General features: G+C 60.9%; 13 protein-coding genes. 10 read left to right on the top strand and 3 right to left on the bottom strand.

All coding sequences use genetic code 11. From position 1 onward, the window contains the following. The first annotated feature begins 24 nt into the window (after nucleotides 1-24). The 6 genes from ppc (at nucleotide 25) to HF257_RS11080 (ending at nucleotide 6539) form a co-directional block, all read left to right on the top strand. A complete protein-coding gene (gene ppc / locus HF257_RS11055) occupies nucleotides 25-2652 on the top strand; it encodes a phosphoenolpyruvate carboxylase (protein WP_185707449.1) in 2628 nt (875 codons plus the stop codon). Nucleotides 2653-2948: 296 nt separating this feature from the next. Continuing rightward, nucleotides 2949-3596 carry an adenylate kinase gene (gene adk / locus HF257_RS11060; protein ID WP_185707447.1) on the top strand — a complete coding sequence of 216 codons (648 nt, stop codon included), beginning with the start codon at nucleotides 2949-2951 and terminating at the stop codon, nucleotides 3594-3596. Between the two features lie 90 nt (nucleotides 3597-3686). Then, on the top strand, nucleotides 3687-4373 hold the full coding sequence (gene tsaB, locus HF257_RS11065) for a tRNA (adenosine(37)-N6)-threonylcarbamoyltransferase complex dimerization subunit type 1 TsaB (RefSeq protein ID WP_185712078.1): 687 nt from the start codon (nucleotides 3687-3689) through the stop codon (nucleotides 4371-4373). A 160-nt stretch (nucleotides 4374-4533) separates the two neighbouring features. After that, a complete protein-coding gene (locus HF257_RS11070) occupies nucleotides 4534-4824 on the top strand; it encodes a hypothetical protein (protein ID WP_185707443.1) in 291 nt (96 codons plus the stop codon). Then, nucleotides 4824-5684, top strand: a complete 861-nt coding sequence (locus HF257_RS11075; protein WP_185707441.1) for a DUF72 domain-containing protein — start codon at nucleotides 4824-4826, stop codon at nucleotides 5682-5684. Before HF257_RS11070 ends, HF257_RS11075 begins: the two co-directional genes overlap by 1 nt. 27 nt (nucleotides 5685-5711) lie before the next feature. Further along, on the top strand, nucleotides 5712-6539 hold the full coding sequence (locus HF257_RS11080; protein WP_185707439.1) for an isocitrate lyase/PEP mutase family protein: 828 nt from the start codon (nucleotides 5712-5714) through the stop codon (nucleotides 6537-6539). A gap of 1 nt (nucleotide 6540) precedes the next feature. On the opposite strand, the gene HF257_RS11085 is transcribed toward HF257_RS11080, so the two are convergent. Next, nucleotides 6541-7155 carry an energy transducer TonB gene (locus HF257_RS11085; RefSeq protein WP_185707437.1) on the bottom strand — a complete coding sequence of 205 codons (615 nt, stop codon included), beginning with the start codon at nucleotides 7153-7155 and terminating at the stop codon, nucleotides 6541-6543. 96 nt (nucleotides 7156-7251) lie between these two features. Here HF257_RS11085 and HF257_RS11090 point away from each other — a divergent pair, with 96 nt between their 5' ends. After that, entirely contained in the window at nucleotides 7252-8034 is a 783-nt protein-coding gene (locus HF257_RS11090; protein ID WP_185707435.1) for a class I SAM-dependent methyltransferase, read from the top strand. Nucleotides 8035-8147: 113 nt separating this feature from the next. Here the strand turns inward: HF257_RS11090 and HF257_RS11095 are convergent, their stop codons facing one another. Beyond that, the gene (locus HF257_RS11095; RefSeq protein ID WP_185707433.1) at nucleotides 8148-8783 is read right to left on the bottom strand and encodes a TetR/AcrR family transcriptional regulator; all 636 of its coding nucleotides are present in this window, start codon (nucleotides 8781-8783) and stop codon (nucleotides 8148-8150) included. 92 nt (nucleotides 8784-8875) lie between these two features. Between HF257_RS11095 and HF257_RS11100 the strand changes: the two genes are divergently transcribed. From HF257_RS11100 to HF257_RS11110, 3 genes are read left to right on the top strand one after another with little or no spacing between them, the layout of a single operon-like run. Further along, entirely contained in the window at nucleotides 8876-9979 is a 1104-nt protein-coding gene (locus tag HF257_RS11100) for an efflux RND transporter periplasmic adaptor subunit (protein WP_185707431.1), read from the top strand. A 6-nt stretch (nucleotides 9980-9985) separates the two neighbouring features. Next, on the top strand, nucleotides 9986-13051 hold the full coding sequence (locus HF257_RS11105) for an efflux RND transporter permease subunit (RefSeq protein WP_185707429.1): 3066 nt from the start codon (nucleotides 9986-9988) through the stop codon (nucleotides 13049-13051). Between the two features lie 2 nt (nucleotides 13052-13053). Next, nucleotides 13054-13647: a LysE family translocator gene (locus tag HF257_RS11110; protein WP_185707427.1), complete on the top strand. Its 594-nt coding sequence runs from the start codon at nucleotides 13054-13056 to the stop codon at nucleotides 13645-13647. A gap of 445 nt (nucleotides 13648-14092) precedes the next feature. On the opposite strand, the gene HF257_RS11115 is transcribed toward HF257_RS11110, so the two are convergent. Next, entirely contained in the window at nucleotides 14093-14782 is a 690-nt protein-coding gene (locus tag HF257_RS11115; protein WP_185707425.1) for a DUF4197 domain-containing protein, read from the bottom strand. Nucleotides 14783-14799: the final 17 nt, after the last annotated feature.

Here is a 14799-nt window from a genome sequence, read left to right on the forward strand (position 1 = left end):
GGATTTCTGGCTGGAGATTGGCTGATGAGTGATATCGATGCACGCTTGCGTGAGGATGTTCACCTGCTGGGTGAACTGTTGGGCAATACCATTCGAGAGCAGTACGGCGATGATTTTCTCGACAAGATCGAGCAGATCCGCAAAGGCGCCAAGGCCGACCGCCATGGCGCTGGCGATGAACTGAGCACCCGTCTCAACCAGTTGCAGGAAAATGAACTGCTGCCTGTGGCTCGTGCCTTCAACCAGTTCCTCAACCTGGCCAACATTGCCGAGCAGTACCAACTGATTCATCGGCGTGATGAGTCGCAACCGGCACCGTTCGAGTCCCGTGTGTTGCCCGAGTTGCTCGCCCGCTTGCAAAGCGAAGGTCACAGCAATGAGTCCCTGGCACGCCAGTTGGGGCGCTTGGAGATCGAGCTGGTCCTTACCGCTCACCCCACCGAAGTGGCGCGCCGTACCCTGATCCAGAAATACGATGCCATCGCCGCCCAATTGGCGCTGCAGGACCACCGCGACCTCACGACCGCCGAGCGCGATCAAATCCGTGAGCGCTTGCAACGCTTGATCGCCGAAGCCTGGCACACTGAAGAAATCCGCCGTGTCCGGCCCACTCCGGTGGACGAAGCCAAATGGGGCTTCGCGGTGATCGAACATTCGCTGTGGCACGCCATTCCCAATTACCTTCGCAAGGCCGACCGGGCCTTGCATGCCGCCACCGGCCTGCGTCTGCCCTTGGAGGCAGCACCGATTCGCTTCGCCTCGTGGATGGGCGGCGACCGTGACGGCAACCCGAATGTCACCGCGCCGGTCACTCGCGAAGTGCTGTTGCTGGCACGCTGGATGGCGGCTGATCTGTACTTGCGCGACATCGACCACTTGGCCTCCGAGCTGTCGATGCAACAGGCCAGCCCGGCATTGCAGGCGAAGGTCGGCGACAGCGTCGAACCCTACCGCGCCTTGCTCAAGCAACTGCGCGAACGCCTGCGCGCCACACGCCAATGGGCGCACACCGCGTTGAGCAGCAGCACCCCGGCGCCTGCCGAAGTGCTGCAGAACAACCGCGACCTGCTGGACCCGCTGGAGCTGTGTTATCAGTCGTTGCATGAGTGCGGCATGGGCGTGATCGCTGATGGCCCGTTGCTCGACTGCCTGCGCCGTGCCGTGACCTTTGGCCTGTTCCTTGTGCGCCTGGATGTGCGCCAGGACTCCAGCCGGCATTCGGCGGCGATGACGGAAATCACCGACTACCTTGGCCTCGGTCGTTATGAGGACTGGGACGAAGACGCGCGCATCAGTTTTCTGACCAAAGAGCTGGCGAATCGTCGGCCATTGCTGCCGGGGTATTTCAAACCCTCGGCGGACACGGCCGAGGTGTTGAACACCTGCAAGGAAATCGCTGCTGCGCCGGCGGCTTCACTGGGCTCGTATGTCATCTCCATGGCGGGCGCGGCCTCCGACGTGCTGGCGGTGCAATTACTGCTGAAAGAGTCGGGCGTGCAACGGCCGATGCGCGTGGTGCCGTTGTTTGAAACCCTGGCCGACCTGGACAACGCCGGACCGGTGATGGAGCGCCTGCTGCAACTGCCGGGCTATCGCGCGCGCTTACAGGGCCCGCAGGAAGTGATGATCGGCTATTCGGACTCCGCCAAGGACGCCGGCACGACTGCCGCCGCCTGGGCGCAATATCGGGCGCAGGAGCGCTTGGTGGATATCTGCCGCGAGCAGCAGGTGGAACTGCTGTTGTTCCATGGTCGCGGCGGCACCGTGGGCCGTGGCGGCGGCCCGGCCCACGCGGCGATTCTGTCGCAGCCGCCGGGCTCGGTGGCGGGGCGTTTCCGCACTACCGAACAGGGCGAAATGATCCGCTTCAAGTTCGGCTTGCCGGATATTGCCGAGCAGAACCTCAACCTCTACCTGGCTGCAGTGCTGGAAGCCACCTTGCTGCCACCGCCACCACCGGAGCCGGCCTGGCGTCATTTGATGGATGAATTGGCCGCAGATGGTGTCAGTGCCTACCGCGCAGTGGTGCGGGAAAATCCGCAGTTCGTCGAATACTTCCGTCAATCCACCCCAGAACAGGAGTTGGGCCGGTTGCCCTTGGGCAGTCGCCCAGCCAAGCGCCGTGCGGGTGGGATCGAAAGCCTGCGCGCCATCCCGTGGATTTTCGGCTGGACCCAGACCCGCCTGATGCTACCGGCCTGGCTGGGTTGGGAAGCGGCGCTGAGCAAGGCGCTGGAGCGCGGCGAAGGTGAGTTGCTGGGGCAGATGCGCGAGCAGTGGCCGTTCTTCCGCACGCGTATCGACATGTTGGAAATGGTGCTGGCCAAGGCCGATGCTGATATCGCCCGCCTGTATGACGAGCGCCTGGTGCAACCGGACCTGTTGCCATTGGGTGTGCATTTGCGCGACCTATTGTCGCAGGCCTGCAGTGTGGTGCTTGGCCTGACCGGCCAGTCCCAGCTGCTAGCCCATAGCCCGGACACCCTGGAGTTTATCCGCCTGCGCAACACCTACCTCGACCCGCTGCACTTGTTGCAGGCTGAGTTGCTGGCACGTTCGCGCCAGCAGGAGGCCGCGCAAGACAGCCCTCTGGAACAGGCGCTGCTGGTGTCCGTGGCCGGTATTGCGGCGGGTTTGCGCAATACGGGTTGAGGTTTTTTCGCGTGTTCTCAAAGGCTTGCAGATAAACCACGACGGCCGCCCCGAATAGGGCGGTCGGCGTACACACGGGCGGGTTGCACTCGGGCATACCCTACCTATGAAGCATATACAGCGCGGTTCCTGCGACTTTTGGCGGCTTGTATGGATAGGGCCTGCTGTGTATCTTGATCAGCCTTTGGCCGTTTGGGCGGCCTGGACCCAGAATTTTACAAGCCATATTTCTACGAGATTTGCCCCCTCGCGGCGGATCCGAGCGTCATCTCTATAAAAAATTGAGGAGCACATCAATGCGCGTCATTCTGCTGGGAGCTCCCGGGGCCGGTAAAGGTACTCAGGCAAAGTTCATCACTGAAAAATTCGGCATTCCACAAATCTCCACCGGCGACATGCTGCGTGCAGCGGTCAAGGCCGGCACCGAGCTGGGCCTGATCGCCAAAAGCGTGATGGACAGCGGTGGCCTGGTTTCCGATGACCTGATCATCAACCTGGTCAAAGAACGCATCAGCCAGGAAGACTGCAAGAACGGTTTCCTGTTCGACGGCTTCCCACGCACCATTCCCCAGGCTGAAGCCCTGGTGAAGGCCGGCGTCGAGCTGGACGCAGTGGTTGAAATCGCGGTTGAAGATGAAGAGATCGTGCAGCGTATTGCCGGTCGTCGCGTTCACGAAGCCTCGGGCCGCGTGTACCACACCATCTACAACCCGCCAAAAGTCGAAGGCAAGGACGATGTTACCGGCGAAGACCTGGTACAGCGTAAAGACGACACCGAAGAAACCGTGCGTCACCGCCTGTCGGTCTACCATTCGCAGACCAAGCCTTTGGTGGATTTCTACCAGAAGCTGTCCGCTGCCGAAGGCAAGCCCAAGTACAGCCACATTCCGGGCGTTGGCTCGGTAGAAGCGATCACTGCCAAGGTGCTGCAAGCACTGAGCTGATCCTTCGACTGGCTACACGTATAACGGCCCGCTTGCGGGCCGTTGTTGTTTATACTGGCGCACTTTTTTTCGACTTGGACACCCACACCGATGAGCACCCTGCTGGCCCTGGACACCGCGACTGAAGCTTGCTCCGTTGCCCTGCTGCACGATGGCAAGGTTACGAGCCACTACGAGGTGATCCCGCGCCTGCATGCGCAGAAGCTGTTGCCGATGATCAAGCAACTACTCGAAGACGCCGGCACCACCCTGGCGGCGGTGGACGCCATCGCCTTCGGTCGTGGGCCGGGTGCCTTTACCGGTGTGCGCATCGCCATCGGCGTGGTGCAAGGCCTGGCGTTTGCGTTGGAGCGTCCGGTATTGCCGGTGTCCAATCTGGCGGTGCTGGCCCAGCGCGCCTTGCGTGAGCACGGTGCTCATCAGGTTGCAGCGGCCATCGATGCACGCATGGATGAAGTCTATTGGGGCTGCTACCGCGAAACCGATGGCGAAATGCGTTTGGTGGGTGTGGAAGCGGTACAGCCTCCGGAGTCTTCTGTGCTGCCCGATGACGCCAGCGGTGACTGGTTCGGTGCTGGCACCGGCTGGGGTTATGGCGAGCGAATCAATGTGCAACTGGTTGGCCAGGACGCCGCAATGCTGCCCCATGCCGAAGACTTGCTAAACCTGGCACGCTTCGCGTTTGCGCGTGGCGAGGCGATCCCGGCTGACCAGGCCGCCCCTGTTTACTTGCGCGATAAAGTCGCCCAGACAAAGGCGGAACGCGGGATTATTTGACGCCAAAAATGCGGGCAAATTGAGGCGAAATTCACCAATCGTCAGAATTTGCCCGCGCTTTTAAACCTTTTTCAAATTATGTGTTCTAGTTATCACCAGAGCATTTGCGCACCATGGATGATGCTGCCAAAATGCCATTACTGATAGCGAGTTCGCGCCCATGCGTATTGATGGCTTTTCCTCACAGTCGTACCCGATCAAGCGTAAGCCGCGTAAGGCAAACGCCACGGTGGACGAGTCTGTCGAGGATTCGCCAGACTTCATCGAAGTCCAGTCCGATGCGCAGGCCAATGCTCAAGCACGCATCAGCGGTCTTCCCGCCCGTCAGCAAGACATGGTCTTCCCGCGCTCCATGAGCAAAAGCGTCGCCACCGCCTTGGCCAGCTACCTGACCACTGCCGGCTTTGTCGAATGGGATATGGAAGTGCTGGGCCTCGACATCCACATCTGATGCGCCTGCCTTACTTCATCGGTTGCCCGTCCTGGAGTGAAAACGCCTGGCGCGATTACCTGTATCCCGCCGACGCGCGTTCCAGCGACTACCTCGCCCTCTATTCCCAGGTTTTCAACGCCGTTGAAGGCAACACCACGTTCTACGCCCGACCCTCGGCCGCCACGGTGCAGCGCTGGGCCGAGATCATGCCCGACGATTTTCGTTTCACCGCCAAGTTTCCCGGCGACATCAGCCATGGTGGCGACCTGCGCGACCAGCTGCCGGCGGCAGAGAGTTTTGTTGGCCTGATGAGCCCGTTGGCTGAGCGTGTTTCGCCGTTGTGGCTGCAACTGTCGGCGAGTTTTTCGCCGCAGCGTCTGAGCGAACTGGCGGGTTTTATCGATGGCCTGGAGCGCCCGATGGCAGTGGAAGTGCGTCATCCGGAGTTCTTCGCCAAGGGCGACGCCGAGCGCACACTCAACCGTTTGCTGCGTGACCGGGGTGTTGAGCGGATCTGCCTGGATTCGCGTCCGCTGTTCAGTTGCACCTCTACCACGGCGGCGGTGTTGCATGCTCAATCGAAGAAACCCAAGGTGCCCCCACGTCCAGCGGCGCTGACGCTGTTTCCCCAAGTGCGCTTTATTGGTCACCCGGAACTGGAACCCAACGACCCCTTCCTGATCCCGTGGGTGGAAAAAGTCGCCGGCTGGATCGAAGAAGGTCGTACGCCCTATGTCTTCCTGCACACCTCGGATAATCGCCTGGCCGCTCAATTGGCCCTGCGTTTTCACGACAAGTTGATGGCGCGCCTGCCGGGCCTTGCGCCGCTACCGACCCTGAATCGGCAACCCGCAGCGGAGCAACTGGGGTTACTCTAAGGCTCCTCTTTTTGCCAGGAGCCCGCCATGGATGCCCAAACCCTTCGCGCCGAAACCTTCAAGGCCCTGCATGAGCGCAATCGCGCATTCGTGATGCCCAACCCGTGGGATGCAGGTTCTGCCATCATGCTGGCCAGCCTCGGTTTTGAAGCATTGGCCACCACCAGCGCGGGTTATGCGTTCAGTCTCGGACGGCCTGATGCGGAAGGGGCGCTGTCCCTGGAAGACACGCTGGCCAATGCCGGTGCCATCGCTCGGGCGACCTCGTTGCCGGTGGCGGCGGACCTGGAAAATTGTTTCAGCGACACCCCCCAAGGTTGTGCCCAGACCATCCTGCGCGCCGCGGCTACGGGCATCGTCGGCGGCTCCATCGAAGATGCCACGGGCATCGCTGCCGACCCTATCTACCCTTTTGATTTGTCCGTTGAGCGCGTGGAAGCGGCGGTTGCTGCCGCGCGCAGCCTGCCTTTTCCCTTCACCCTGACAGCCCGCGCGGAAAATCTCCTGCACGGTTGCCTGGATTTGCCCGACACCATCCGCCGCCTGCAAGCCTACGCCGAGGCCGGTGCCGACGTGCTGTATGCGCCGGCCTTGCGCAGTGCCGAGGAAGTGCTGGCGGTGGTCAAGGCGGTCGCGCCTAAACCGGTGAATGTGTTGATGTCCGGCGGCTTGAACCTCAGCGTGGCGCAACTGAGCGAGATGGGCGTGCGGCGTATCAGCGTCGGCTCGGCCATGGCATTGGCGGCGTATGGCGAGTTCTATCGGGCGGCGCAAGAGGTGTACGAGTTGGGCACCTTTACCTTCACCGAGCGCAAGATGCCGTTCAGCCAGGCGAACGCGTTCTTCAAGGATTGAATCAGGCGGCCAGGCGTAGGTTCTGGGTGACCAGCGGGCGCACCCAGTAGTAGTCGAAGTCCAGGGCCTTTTGTTGCGCCACCAGTTCCTCGGTAGGGTACGGCGTGGCGGGCGGTGGTAGCAGGTCCAGTTCGAACTCGGCGATCGGCAAGTGCAAGGGGCGAGGCTGCGGCGCAGGGCCTGGCTCTGGCAGTGGCTCGCCGGCGGTCAGCACGATGGGACGGACCCAGCCGCTTTCGAAATTCTGCTGGCGCTGTTGGGCGATGATTTCTTCGTCCGGGAACGGCGTGGCAGCCGGTGGCAGCAATTCGGTTTCGAGCTCGGCAATCGGCAGGAACAGCGGCTCTGGCGGGGCGATTTCGGTGTCTTTCACGTCGCACTCACGCTGGGTGAGAATCTGCGACAGTAAATCCGCACCGGCACTCGGTTCTATCGCAGGGTCCGCTGGTGCTGGCGCGCTGAGCGCTTGCGGTGTATCGCCGAGCTGTTCGGCCAACGCTCGGGCGAAGAAGTCCTGCCACACATGACTCACCCCGGCCAGCGCTTGAGTATTGCGCAGGCCGTAGTGGTTGTGGGTCGGCAGTACACCGATGGTTAGGGGAAGAATGTCTGACATTTTTCTCGGTCGACGCTCAGCTCTGGCAAAATACCTGACTGTTGTTTTTATCGGCCGATGTTTGCCGATCCTTAATATTTTTGAGCGTAGCGATTGATGAGCGAACAACCAGCGGCCAGCCGCATCCAGGTCGAGGCCTTGGCCGAAGGTTTTCAGGCCCTTGCCGAGCAATGGGCGTCGCGGCTTGGCTTACCGTTAACGCTGGCCGATGCGGACTTTTCCCTGCAAGTCGGTGAGCAGGGCCTACAGCTGCAACAACTCGGGCCTGATGCACCGGGGCCGGTGCGGGTGGACTTTGTCGAGGGTGGCGCGGCGCATCGGCGTTTGTATGGCGGTGGCAGCGGACAGATGATCGCCAAGGCCGTCGGCATCGCCCAAGGCGTACGCCCACGGGTGCTGGACGCTACGGCAGGCTTGGGCAAGGACGCCTTCGTGCTGGCCAGCCTGGGGTGCGAGATGAGCCTGATCGAACGCCAGCCGCTGATCGGCGCCTTGCTCGAAGACGGCCTGGCGCGTGGCGCGGATGACTTTGACGTGGCGCCGATTGTGGCGCGCATGAAGTTGCTCAAGGGCAACTCCATTGACGTGATGCGCAACTGGGAAGGCGAGCCGCCCCAAGTGATCTACCTCGACCCGATGTTCCCGCACCGCGAGAAAACCGCCCTGGTGAAGAAGGAAATGCGCCTGTTCAGGCCACTGGTGGGGGATGATCCGGACGCGCCGGCGCTGCTGGCGGCGGCATTGGCCCTGGCCAGTCATCGGGTGGTGGTGAAGCGGCCGCGCAAGGCGCCGTGTATTGAAGGGCCCAAGCCGAGCCATGCGTTGGATGGCAAATCCAGTCGGTATGACATCTATCCCAAGAAGGCGCTCAAGCCTTAAATCTTCGTTGGCCTTGCGGGCCTCTTTGCGGGCAAGCCCGCTCCCACATTTGGAACGCATTCCAAGGTGGGAGCGGGCTTGCTCGCGAAAGCGTCCGCTCAGGCACCACAGCCTCAGGCCCGATAAGCCCGCATAAACAACCCCACCACATCCTGCACATGCGCCTCGGCAGCTTCCTCGCTCAACTGCCCGCCACACCCATATAACAAGCAGAAATTCGCCGTGCCCTTGAGCAGGCAAAAGAAGTGCTCGGCGGCGGTAAAGGGTTTGTCGATGCTCAACGCACCGCTTTGGTCGATCTTGCTGAGCAAGCGCTCCATGCCTTGCAGCATGCGCATCGGGCCGGCTTCGAAGAAGATTTGTGAGAGTTTCACGTCCTGATTGCCGGTGGTCATCATCAGGCGATGCAGGTTCACCGACTCCTCGCTGTTGATCAGCCGATGGAACCCCCGGGCAATGTTCAGCAGTACCGTCTCCACGGGCATGCCGGCCGGCAGCTCGAAATACATCACCGGCAATTGTTCCTCGCACGTCGCCACCACGGCAGCCGTGAACAAGGTCTCTTTGTCGGTGAAGTGGCTGTAGACGGTCAGTTTCGACACGCCAGCTTCCAGTGCCACCGCGTCCATGCTGGTGCTGGCGTAGCCATTACTCAAAAACAGGATTTTCGCTGCTTCGAGGATTGCCTGGCGTTTTGCCATGTCCTTGGGACGCCCAGGGCTATTGGTGTTTACAGGATTGTCGGACATTTTCACTTTAATACTGGACTGGTGAGTTTGGTATTAATAACATACTGGCCAGTATAATTATTCCTAGCTCCATTTGCGAAAGGTCCTTCAGCATGCGCAGCACTTTCCTGCCCTTTGCGTTGCCTGTCAGCCTGTTGTTCCTCCTGGCCGCCTGTGGCCATGAAGAAGCAGCCCAGACCACCGTCCGCCCGGCCATGGTGGTACAGCCGCAACCTTCGGCACAATCGAGCGACAGTTATCCCGGCGAAGTTCGCGCCCGTTATGAGCCGGACCTGGCCTTTCGCATTGGCGGCAAAGTCAGCAAGCGTCTGGTAGAGGAGGGGGAGCGGGTCAAGGCCAACCAGCCACTCGCTGAACTCGACCCCCAGGATGTGCGCCTGCAATTGGAGGCCACCCGTGCCCAAGTGGCTGCCGCCGAGGCCAACCTGAGCCTGGTGCGCGCTGAGCGCGACCGCTACAAAACCCTGCTGGACCGGCAGATGGTCAGCCGCTCCCAGTACGATAATTCCGAAAATCTCTACCGATCCGGTGAAGCACGCCTTAAGCAAATCAAGGCTGAATTCGACGTGGCCAGCAACCAGGCTGGCTATGCAGTGCTACGTGCGCCCCAGGACGGCGTAGTGGCCAAGCGTGCGGTGGAAGTCGGCCAAGTGGTGTCCGCCGGCCAAACCGTATTCACGTTGGCCACCGATGGCGAGCGCGAAGTGCTGATCAGCTTGCCGGAACAAGGTTTTGGCCGTTTCAAGATCGGCCAGCCGGTGACGGTGGAGCTGTGGAGCCAGCCGGACCAGCGCTTTACCGGGCGTATTCGTGAGCTGTCTCCGGCGGCTGATCCGAAGTCGCGCACCTTTGCTGCCCGTGTCGCGTTCACGGGCGGCAAAGTCCCCGCCGAGCTGGGCCAGAGCGCCCGGGTTTTCATACAAGCAGACGGCGTAATTGCGCTGTCGGTGCCGCTGTCTGCCCTCAGTGCGGAGAACGGTGTGTCCTACGTCTGGTTGGTACAGCCGGACGACACGCTCAAGCGCACGCCGGTGCGCATCGGCGCCTTCGGTGAAAAAACCGTCCCGGTGCTGGAAGGTCTTAGTCCCACTGACTGGGTCATTGCCGCAGGCGTGCATGTACTCCATGAGGGCCAGCAAGTGCGTCCGGTGGACCGCTCCAACCGAGTTGTGAATCTGGCGGCCAACAAGGAGTAGTCCCCGATGGGTTTCAATCTTTCCGAATGGGCGTTGCGCAATCGCCAGATCGTACTGTTCCTGATGATCCTGCTGGCCGTGGTCGGCACCTTGTCCTACACCAAATTGGGACAGAGCGAAGACCCTCCATTCACCTTCAAAGCCATGGTGATCAAAACCAATTGGCCAGGCGCCACGGCCCAAGAAGTCTCGCGCCAGGTCACCGAGCGCATCGAGAAAAAACTCATGGAGACCGGCGAGTACGAGCGCATCGTTTCGTTCTCGCGCCCCGGCGAATCCCAAGTCACTTTCATGGCTCGCGACTCCATGCACTCGGCGCAGATTCCCGAGCTGTGGTACCAGGTGCGCAAGAAAATCAGCGACATCCGCCAGACCTTGCCACCGGATATCCAGGGGCCGTTTTTCAACGATGAATTCGGCACCACCTTCGGCAACATTTATGCCCTGACCGGCGACGGCTTCGACTACGCGGTGCTCAAGGACTACGCCGACCGCATCCAGATTCAACTGCAACGTGTCGCAGATGTGGGCAAGGTTGAGCTACTTGGCCTACAAGACGAGAAGATCTGGATCGAACTGTCCAACCTCAAGCTGGCGACCCTCGGCCTGCCGCTGGCCGCCGTGCAACAGGCGTTGCAGGAGCAGAACGCGGTGTCCACGGCGGGCTTCTTCGAAACCCCGACCGAGCGCGTGCAACTGCGGGTGTCGGGCAACTTCAAGACAGTGGAGGAGATCCGCAACTTCCCGATTCGCGTGGGTGATCGCACCTTCCGTATCGGCGACGTGGCCGAGATTCATCGTGGCTTCAACGACCCGCCCGCGCCACGCATGCGCTACATGGGCGCGGACGCCATCGGCCTGGCCGTCGCGATGCGTGACGGCGGTGACATTCTGGTACTGGGTAAAGCCTTGGAAGGCGAGTTCGCACGCTTGCAGAAGAATCTTCCGGCAGGCATGGAGCTGCGCAAGGTGTCGGACCAGCCAGCGGCGGTGAAAACCAGTGTCGGTGAGTTCGTCCAGGTATTGGCCGAGGCATTGGCCATCGTGTTGCTGGTGAGCTTTTTCTCCCTTGGTGTGCGCACCGGCATGGTGGTTGCCCTGGCGATTCCACTGGTGCTGGCGATGACGTTTGCCACCATGTATTACCTGGGCATCGGCCTGCACAAGATCTCCCTCGGGGCCTTGGTCCTGGCGCTTGGCCTACTGGTGGATGACGCGATCATTGCCGTGGAAATGATGGCGATCAAGATGGAGCAGGGCTACAACCGGCTCAAGGCCGCCAGCTTTGCCTGGACCAGTACCGCGTTCCCGATGCTCACCGGTACGCTGATCACCGCCGCCGGCTTCCTGCCGATTGCCACCGCGCAATCGAGTACCGGCGAATACACCCGTTCGATCTTCCAGGTGGTCACCATCGCGCTGTTGGCCTCGTGGGTCGCAGCGGTGGTGTTTGTGCCGTACCTGGGGGAAAAACTCCTGCCGGACCTGGCGAAAATTCACGCGGCCAAGCACGGCACCGACGGGCCAGATCCCTACGGTACGCCGTTCTACCAGCGTGTAAGACGTCTGGTGGAATGGTGCGTGAACCGCCGCAAAACCGTGATCGTGCTGACCCTGCTGCTGTTTATCGGTTCGGTCGCCTTGTTCCGCTTTGTGCCGCAGCAGTTCTTCCCGGCTTCGGGCCGCCTGGAGCTGATGGTCGACCTGAAACTCGCCGAAGGCGCCTCCCTGAGCAACACCGCCGACCAGGTCAAACGCCTGGAAGGCTTGCTCAAGGAACATGCCGGTATCGACAACTACGTCGCCTATGTGGGCACCGGCTCGCCGCGTTTCTACCTGCCATTGGACCAGCAATTGCCCGCCGCCAGCTTCGCCCAGTTTGTGGTGTTGGCCAAAACCATTGAAGAGCGCGAAAGCCTGCGCACCTGGTTGATCGAAACCCTCAACGAACAATTCCCGGACCTGCGCTCGCGGGTCACGCGCCTGGAAAACGGCCCGCCTGTGGGTTATCCGGTGCAGTTCCGGGTGACCGGCGAGCACATCGAAGAAGTCCGCGCCCTGGCGCGGAAAGTGGCAGCCAAGGTTCGCGAAAACACCCACGTGGTCAACGTGCACCTAGACTGGGAAGAACCGAGCAAGATCGTCTACCTCAACATCGACCAGGACCGCGCTCGCGCCCTCGGCGTGAGCACCGCCAACCTGTCGAAATTCCTGCAGAGTTCGTTGACCGGTTCCAGCGTCAGCCAATTCCGCGAGGACAACGAGTTGATCGAAATCCTGCTGCGCGGCACCGTGCATGAGCGCACCGAACTGTCGTTGTTGCCAAGCCTGGCGGTGCCGACCGATAACGGCAGAAGCGTTGCGCTGTCACAGATCGCCACCCTCGAATACGGTTTCGAAGAAGGCATCATTTGGCACCGCAACCGCCTGCCTACGGTCACCGTGCGTGCCGACATCTATGGCAAGGAGCAACCGGCAACCCTGGTCCAGCAAATCCTGCCGACCCTTGAAGGTGTACGTGCAGAATTGCCCGACGGTTATCTGCTGGAAGTCGGCGGTACGGTAGAAGACTCCGCCCGTGGCCAGAACTCGGTAAAAGCCGGCGTGCCGCTGTTTATTGTGGTGGTGCTGACGTTGCTGATGCTGCAACTGCGCAGCTTCTCACGCACTGCCATGGTGTTTCTGACGGCGCCGCTGGGGCTGATCGGTGTGACGTTGTTCCTGCTGGTGTTCCGCCAGCCGTTCGGCTTTGTGGCCATGCTCGGCACCATCGCCCTGTCGGGGATGATCATGCGTAACTCGGTGATCCTGGTGGACCAGATCGAGCAGGACATCAAGGCTGGCCTCGCGCCATGGCAAGCAATCATCGAAGCCACCGTCCGACGCTTCCGTCCGATTGTGCTGACCGCGCTGGCGGCCGTATTGGCGATGATCCCGCTGTCACGCAGCGTGTTCTTCGGGCCGATGGCCGTGGCGATCATGGGCGGGTTGATTGTGGCGACGGCGTTGACCCTATTGTTCCTGCCGGCCCTGTATGCTGCGTGGTTCCGAGTGAGGAAGGACGTCGCGTAATCATGTTGGCTACTGTTTCAGCCTTGATGTTGTTGTTGCTTGCCCCAGGCCCGACCAACACCCTGCTGTTTCGCGCGGGGCTGTTGTTTGGCTTTCGGGCCTCCTGGACGCTGGCGTTGACCGAGTGCCTGGCTTATCTACTGCAGGTCTCGCTATGGGGGGTGGCGTTGTTGTATCTGGCGGCGTATTCGCCGTGGGCGCTGAAGTCCGCGCAATTGGCGGCGGCCTGCTACCTGCTGTATGTCTCCTACAAGCTTTGGCAGCGTAAGAACAGCGTCATCAACCCCGGTTCCGACCGTTTCTCCGGGCTGTACTTCTTCTGGCTGACGGTGATGAATCCCAAGGGATTGCTGATCGTGTCGTTCATTGCACCGGTCGGCACCTTTGCCACGCTACCCGGCTATGCCGGGTTCATGGCCACGCTGGCGCTGGTAGTTATTCCAGTAGGGGCGGCGTGGATCGTGCTGGGCAGCCGCTTTGAAGGGATTCAAAAGGCCTGGCTCACGCCATTGAAGATCAACCGTGCGACCTCGATTGCGATTGGCTGCTTTGCCACGCTGATGGTAGGGCGGTTGGCGGAGTCGGTACTGCACTAGGATCGCTCCCTGTTGCACCGATTATTGAAATAGATGACGGGTTCCGGGAACGCTTTCGGGGCACCTTCCACTCAGGGACTACCTGTTTACAGGTATCAGTTTTCGCTGCCGATCATTGTTGGCATCGGTCATTGGACTCATCTTTTTTGATAGAAGGGTTTCCCTATGTGCCTTGTTTCCTTAATAAGCAAGATGGTCAATGTTGTGCCAAAACCACAAGAACCAGACTGTCCCCCTAGCTCAGAAAAACCGCCGAAGCCTACCTGCCCAGCGAAGCCCTGTTCAGAGGAATCGCGCCAACAAGCCAAGAGGATTGAGTTCAGTACGATCACGATACGCACTATCAGTCTGGACACTGCCCAAGGATAGGGGAGGGGGCGTTCGCTCTCGAGGGAGGGTACGGCATGAGATCGCTCCCCATTGCAGGGAGCGATCCGTCCAAGGCTTACAACGCCCCAAACACCTTCTTCGCCAAACTGGTGGCCGCAGCCGCCGGGTTCTTGCGAATGGTTTCTTCTTGCTGCGCGATCATCTTGAACAGGCCGTCCAGCGCTTGTTCGGTCACGTAGTTCTCGACGTTGGCGCTTTTGGCGTCCACCGCGCCAAAGGCCGCAGCCTTGCCGGCCAAGGCGTTGTATTGCTGGGCCACGCCGACTTTGTCGGTGGCGGCTTTGACGATAGGTAGGAACTTGGCGCGGATCTCTTCGCGGCTGCTTTTGTTCAAGTACTGGGTGGCTGAATCCTGGCCGCCAGTGAGGATGCCCTTGGCGTCGGTCACGCTCATGTTTTTCACGGCGTTCACCAGGATCGGTTGGGCCTGGGTCACGGCGGTTTCAGCGGCTTTGTTCATGCTGGTTTCCAGCTGCGTGACCTGGTCACCCATGCCGAACATTTTCAGCTTGTCGGCGACTTTGCCCAGCTTGCCGGGCAGGCCGATCTTAACTTCGGGGTTGTTGCTGAAACCGCCGGGTACGCCCAGTTGTTTCACGGCGATCTGAGCGCCTTGGGTCAGTGCGTCCTTGAGGCCGCCACTGGCGTCGCCCTGGGACAAGCTGCCGAGGTCCAGGGCCATGGCGTTGGCACCGAACAGCAGGCCGGCACACAGGGCGGTAAGGCGAAGGGAGTTACGGAGCATGGGCGCTTCCTTATGAT

The organism is Pseudomonas cremoris (assembly GCF_014230465.1).

Coding starts and splice junctions, on each gene's coding strand:
- ppc (WP_185707449.1), top strand. CDS start 25: ATGAGTGATATCGATGCACGCTTGCGTGAGGATGTTCACCTGCTGGGT.
- adk (WP_185707447.1), top strand. CDS start 2,949: ATGCGCGTCATTCTGCTGGGAGCTCCCGGGGCCGGTAAAGGTACTCAG.
- tsaB (WP_185712078.1), top strand. CDS start 3,687: ATGAGCACCCTGCTGGCCCTGGACACCGCGACTGAAGCTTGCTCCGTT.
- HF257_RS11070 (WP_185707443.1), top strand. CDS start 4,534: ATGCGTATTGATGGCTTTTCCTCACAGTCGTACCCGATCAAGCGTAAG.
- HF257_RS11075 (WP_185707441.1), top strand. CDS start 4,824: ATGCGCCTGCCTTACTTCATCGGTTGCCCGTCCTGGAGTGAAAACGCC.
- HF257_RS11080 (WP_185707439.1), top strand. CDS start 5,712: ATGGATGCCCAAACCCTTCGCGCCGAAACCTTCAAGGCCCTGCATGAG.
- HF257_RS11085 (WP_185707437.1), bottom strand. CDS start 7,155: ATGTCAGACATTCTTCCCCTAACCATCGGTGTACTGCCGACCCACAAC.
- HF257_RS11090 (WP_185707435.1), top strand. CDS start 7,252: ATGAGCGAACAACCAGCGGCCAGCCGCATCCAGGTCGAGGCCTTGGCC.
- HF257_RS11095 (WP_185707433.1), bottom strand. CDS start 8,783: ATGTCCGACAATCCTGTAAACACCAATAGCCCTGGGCGTCCCAAGGAC.
- HF257_RS11100 (WP_185707431.1), top strand. CDS start 8,876: ATGCGCAGCACTTTCCTGCCCTTTGCGTTGCCTGTCAGCCTGTTGTTC.
- HF257_RS11105 (WP_185707429.1), top strand. CDS start 9,986: ATGGGTTTCAATCTTTCCGAATGGGCGTTGCGCAATCGCCAGATCGTA.
- HF257_RS11110 (WP_185707427.1), top strand. CDS start 13,054: ATGTTGGCTACTGTTTCAGCCTTGATGTTGTTGTTGCTTGCCCCAGGC.
- HF257_RS11115 (WP_185707425.1), bottom strand. CDS start 14,782: ATGCTCCGTAACTCCCTTCGCCTTACCGCCCTGTGTGCCGGCCTGCTG.